This is a genomic window from Leisingera coralii (assembly GCF_049056525.1).
GTDB lineage: Bacteria > Pseudomonadota > Alphaproteobacteria > Rhodobacterales > Rhodobacteraceae > Leisingera > Leisingera coralii.
In genome coordinates, this window is the sequence record NZ_JBHUPT010000120.1 from 1 (window position 1) to 4800 (window position 4800).

5 protein-coding genes and 2 pseudogenes are annotated in these 4800 nt (G+C 56.1%); 2 read left to right on the forward strand and 5 right to left on the reverse strand.

The window, feature by feature from the left end; all coding sequences use genetic code 11:
- Positions 1 to 87: 87 nt before the first annotated feature.
- A complete protein-coding gene (locus ACFMBG_RS23880) occupies positions 88 to 402 on the reverse strand; it encodes a hypothetical protein (RefSeq protein ID WP_421057134.1) in 315 nt (104 codons plus the stop codon).
- A 295-nt stretch (positions 403 to 697) separates the two neighbouring features.
- Between ACFMBG_RS23880 and ACFMBG_RS23885 the strand changes: the two genes are divergently transcribed.
- Positions 698 to 1084 carry an extracellular solute-binding protein gene (locus ACFMBG_RS23885; RefSeq protein ID WP_421057135.1) on the forward strand — a complete coding sequence of 129 codons (387 nt, stop codon included), beginning with the start codon at positions 698 to 700 and terminating at the stop codon, positions 1082 to 1084.
- A 57-nt stretch (positions 1085 to 1141) separates the two neighbouring features.
- Here ACFMBG_RS23885 and ACFMBG_RS23890 read toward each other — a convergent pair whose 3' ends face one another.
- The 3 genes from ACFMBG_RS23890 to ACFMBG_RS23900 are packed head-to-tail and all read right to left on the reverse strand — an operon-like array spanning position 1142 to position 3754.
- A complete protein-coding gene (locus tag ACFMBG_RS23890; protein WP_421057136.1) occupies positions 1142 to 1420 on the reverse strand; it encodes a hypothetical protein in 279 nt (92 codons plus the stop codon).
- A 36-nt stretch (positions 1421 to 1456) separates the two neighbouring features.
- Entirely contained in the window at positions 1457 to 3244 is a 1788-nt protein-coding gene (locus ACFMBG_RS23895; RefSeq protein WP_421057137.1) for an ATP-binding protein, read from the reverse strand.
- Positions 3245 to 3247: 3 nt separating this feature from the next.
- On the reverse strand, positions 3248 to 3754 hold the full coding sequence (locus ACFMBG_RS23900) for a putative pterin-binding protein (RefSeq protein ID WP_421057138.1): 507 nt from the start codon (positions 3752 to 3754) through the stop codon (positions 3248 to 3250).
- A gap of 237 nt (positions 3755 to 3991) precedes the next feature.
- Between ACFMBG_RS23900 and ACFMBG_RS23905 the strand changes: the two are divergent.
- Positions 3992 to 4407: pseudogene (locus ACFMBG_RS23905) on the forward strand (IS5 family transposase); the annotation flags it as partial.
- On the opposite strand, the pseudogene ACFMBG_RS23910 reads toward ACFMBG_RS23905, so the two are convergent.
- Positions 4395 to 4556 (reverse strand): annotated as a pseudogene (locus ACFMBG_RS23910) (transposase); the annotation flags it as partial. The pseudogenes ACFMBG_RS23905 and ACFMBG_RS23910 overlap by 13 nt on opposite strands.
- Positions 4557 to 4800 lie beyond the last annotated feature (244 nt).

Below are 4800 nucleotides of genomic sequence, written 5' to 3' on the forward strand. Positions count from 1 at the left end.
GTAGAGGACCAAACCCTGAACAGGGCGAACTAATAACCGCGGACTCTGCGGGGAGCACGTCAGTCGGTGTGACGGACAGACCACTCCTTACCTGGATGAACCCTTTTCACGCCGCAGATCCCCTATCGTGATTTCCAACGCCCGCTCATATGCTGCGACCATTTCGCGGCCGATGGACCTGCCTATCAGCCCCCCCACGGCAATCATAGGCAAGAACAAAAGGGCGTTTTCAGAAAGGGCAGCGCCTCCTGATAGCCCTGAAAGTACAGCCACAGAAAAACCTGAAATAGCGATCCCGCAAAGAACGAATGAGCTTAATTTTGGACGCGGGACGCCGCGCTCTCTCAATCGCAGCTCGGCCTCCAGGCGTTCCTCGAAAGGCACCTCTTTAAGCTTAACCAAAGCTCGCTCCTATTATGGACCTTTGTCGAAACGTAAACGATCCCTCAACCAAGCTCACGTAAAAAGAGAAATAAGGACAACCCGTTCTCCCACATTATCCAGCAGGTCGCTGAATTAGTCAGGCCAGCGGGACGCTGTTCTCCCTGATGGGATGAGTTCCCTCATCGATCTTCCGGATTGGGTGGCTGCTCGCCCGCAATGATGTGTCGACGGAGCTCCGATGCCTCAGAGCCGCGTTCGAAGCTTGCGATCGCTGTATTGCTGCTCGGACGGCGTGCGTGGTCGTGGCGCATCCATGACGTTTCTGTCCCATAGGGCATCCTTCCATTCCATCGAATGGATCGCACCATCAAACCATGGGATCAAACACCTAGGCCTGGATCCGCATTCACGGTCTCCTGAGGATCTGGATGCGGCGTTCGACGCCCTTGCGGCCATCGCACCATACGTCCGGTCAATTGACACGGCTCAGTATGACGATGTGCTCAGCGGTAATATCTGCTTGGCAGCAGCCTGGAGCACCGACGGGCTGGCAGCTTATTGGGAGGAAGACAGTACCCGTTACCGCTTTGTTGTACCCAAGAAAGGAACAAACTTGTGGGCCGCTCTGCTTGTGGTTCCAAGCGATGCCAGGAGTTTGGCTGCGTCAATGCACCTTCTGGACTTTATCCTACAGCCCTAAATGATCGCGGCGTCTGCGGCCTACTCCAACGCATTTGCAAGCCTGCCCTCATCGCGGTCAGAACTTGATGAGCCAGATTTCAGCCTGTGGCCACCAGGGCTGTCTCAAAGTGTTCGCGAGACGCTTTACTTTGTTAAGCCGAGAGATGGGAAAGAAAAACGTCTCCTCGACCGCCGCTGGAGAATGATTCAGATCGGCCTCTAGTAGATTGCTGAGGAAGCCGGCTTTAGACGCGGCTTGAGGAAAATGTTTCCCCCCCTGCACGTGTCTGGCTTTTGTCAGCAAAGTGCCGATCCAGCCCAAGACTGCGACTTCGCTGTGGATGACCTTGAACAATGGCAGGTTGAGTGGTGACTGAACACCTAGAGGGCTTCACGCGACCATCCTATGCAGTCTCGATATTGTCGCGAGCAAATCCTTTTTCGACACTGGCTTGGACAAAACATCGTCAATCCCTGCTGCCTGGAATCTCTCAATATCCGCAGGCATGACATTGGCGGTTACCGCAACTATGAGGCTCGGCGGCCGACCTTCTTCTCTTTCGATCGCCCGGATGTATTGTGTCGCCTCCACACCATCCATCTGCGGCATCTGAATATCCATCAGAACCACGCCGTATGCGCTGGCGCGAACGAAATCAACTGCCTCGCGTCCACTAGAAGCAACTTGAATACGGCATGACGTTTTCGCAAGAAACCGGCTCAGTATCAGCCGGTTTGTCTTGCAGTCATCTACCACAAGCACGCGGCACGGTGAGAGGGCCGGAGATTCCGGCTCGGCTGCCATATGGTACACATTATCGTCACCCGCTTCACCAGCAGGAACTAAAGGCAGCCTGAATTCGAACGCAGCCCCCTCGTCCGTCGCAGATACCAAAAACAGGCGGCCCCCCATTGCCTTGCATAGCTGCTGAGAAATCGACAGCCCGAGGCCTGTTCCGCCTTGTTTTCTCGTGGCACTGGAGTCGGCTTGGCTGAACGGCTCAAATATCTTCTCACGGGCCTCCGCTGGCACACCGGGGCCGGTGTCAGTAATGCGAACACACAGTTGCCTGCCCGCATCTGCAGATTTTGCGATGACTTCAATGCTGCCAGTCTCGGTGAACTTGACGGCGTTGGATATCAGATTGTGCAGCACCTGGCGGAACCGTTGAACGTCGCCCAGGATATTGTCCGGCAGGCCCTCCTCCACAACTGCGCTTAGCCGCAACCCTTTTTCCTTGGCCGTTGCCGAATAGAGCAACAGGCTCCGTTCAATTGCATCCCGCAGCAGAAATGGATGCGATTTCAGCGTCATCTTCCCGGCCTCGATCTTCGACAAATCGAGAACATCACCGATTGTGGCCACCAGCACAGCGCCGGATTCCTGGATGATCTGGAGGCAGCGGCGCTGGTCGGCGTCGAGCGCGGTTTCGCCAAGTTCCGATGCCATCCCGAGGATGCCGTTGAGCGGCGTGCGTATTTCGTGACTGACATTTGCAAGGAACTGCGACTTCGCCGCGCTGGCCTCAGCCGCTTTTTTCCGCAGGACCGTTTCCCTCTCCTGCGCGCGGCTGGCGAAATAAATTTCAGCCAGCATATAGGCCATAACGATGCCGATCAGCACCATGATAACTATCTGATGGCTCACCTCGCCACCTAAAGGGCCAGCGATGCCTTCGGTAAGGTCTTCAACCTGCAGCGCAGTAAACGCTTTGATCCGGGCTGCTCTCGTATCTAGAGCGAGCTGTCCGAGCACCTCCCTGATCCGGGCGATCTCGTCGCGCGGCACACTTGGAGCTGTGTAAATCACGGGCTCTTCGTCGGTCAGGAAAGCCCGGTACCGCTCCAAAATACCTGCCAGATCCTGCGATTCCCGGAAATTGGTCGTCTCCGCAGTGTCGACCCGGTTCCATAACAGATCAAAGCGCAGGTTCACCGCGTCTTTGCGCAGCAACCCATCCTGATATTCAAGCAGGCCGCTGGCCAAGCGCTCGGTCTCGAAAACCAGCTCGCTTATCTTCCACGCATTGGCCGAGACGGTAAAAATGGAACGCTGCCGCTCTTCGTCAAGCTGGCGTTGCTGAAGCAACAGCATGGCTGCCAGCGCCGCGGCCGCGAGGACTGCGATCAGAGCCCGGCTGGTTCGGCCGTAGATGCGGAAATGCTGCCGCAGACCCATGGTTCACCGCTCGACAGACAGCCGGTAGAGGTGCCAGATCATCTCGCGAAAGAATTTTTTCTTCTCCGCATCCGCTTCAGAAAGAGGATAGATCACCCAAATCGGACCCTTGCTGCGCACCGGCATGGGGACACCGTTGCGCTCCATCGCCAGGATAACGTTGTGTTCGGCAGCATCGGCAGCCGGGATTACTATGCTATAATTGTCGATAGCCGTCGCCCGCAGCCTCGTCCCCCGTGCCCCGACCGCATCCAGAAGCGAGGAGAGCGTCGGGCCGGCAAAGACCTGTGGCCCCTCGGTAAGCGAGGTGAAGGACACAATTTCAGTCCAGTCCAGGGTTTCCAGCATGGCGCGGTCGAATTGGGCCGTCTGCTCCTCGTTGGTGTTCGAGATATCGCCTGAGACCGTCAGCAAAATCGAACCATCGGGCCGGGCCAGGTCCGAGGCCTGCAAAGCGCCTGCCATAAAAGCCGCGTAGATGGCCGAAAGAAAATATTTAAAACAAGTCACTTCTAACCTCCAGGAGAGGGAAAGCTCACATCAAAATAATCGCCTGAAGAAGTTAATGGTGTGTAAAAAATGGTTATTGAAGCTTTCGGAAAGGGTGGTTTATTGCATAAATTGCGGATTTTTAATTTATGGGAGGGTTTCTTGGAGCGCCTGATAAATGAAGACCCCCCACTAGGGTCAGGACCCATTGATTTCCTGGTTGCGGCATGATTCACAGTTCGTAAAACGAGCGGTGGCATGTCTGATCTTTTCTGGTTGAGCGACGCGCAGATGGCGCGCCTTGAGCCGTATTTTCCAAAGTCGCACGGCAAGCCTCGTGTTGACGACAAGCGTGTCCTCAGTGGCATTATTTTCGTCAACCGCAACGGGTTACGATGGCGCGATGCGCCCAGGGAATACGGGCCGCATAAGACACTGTACAATCGCTGGAAACGGTGGAGCGATAAGGGGATCTTTGCCCAGATGATGGCGGGTCTGGCCGCCGATCACGGCGAGGAAAAGGTGGTCATGATCGACGCAACCTATCTCAAAGCACATCGCACGGCGTCCAGCCTTGGGGTGAAAAAGGGGGACGTGGCCGTCTGATTGGTCGGACCAAGGGCGGCATGAACACCAAGCTGCACGCTATTTGCGACAGCCGGGGCCGGCCCGTGTGGCTGTAGAAATCCGCCAGATGCCCCCGGATGCCGCTCAGGTCGAGATGCCGATCAATCCATCGCAGCAAATGATCTTGCGGGACATGCTCCTCCAGCGAGAACTCGTAAAAGAGTTCGGCCTGCGCCTCCTGCCTCGGTCCCATCATCGCCAACCCTCCCGCTCAATGCGGATATTGAATCAGCCACTTAATCGCCAATCAAGTAGGAGTTTTTCAACAACATCGGCTCAAACCGCAAGTTCGCCGCGCCAGGCATGAATGGCCGCCCTCCGAGATAGGGGCCGTTCACCTGGTCGGGCTTGGATTAGCAGTGAGCCGGACAAAGCATGGGTAATCGGGCTGACCGGATAGCTGGGTCAGGTTCTCGATAGAATTGCAGTGCTTTCTGCAA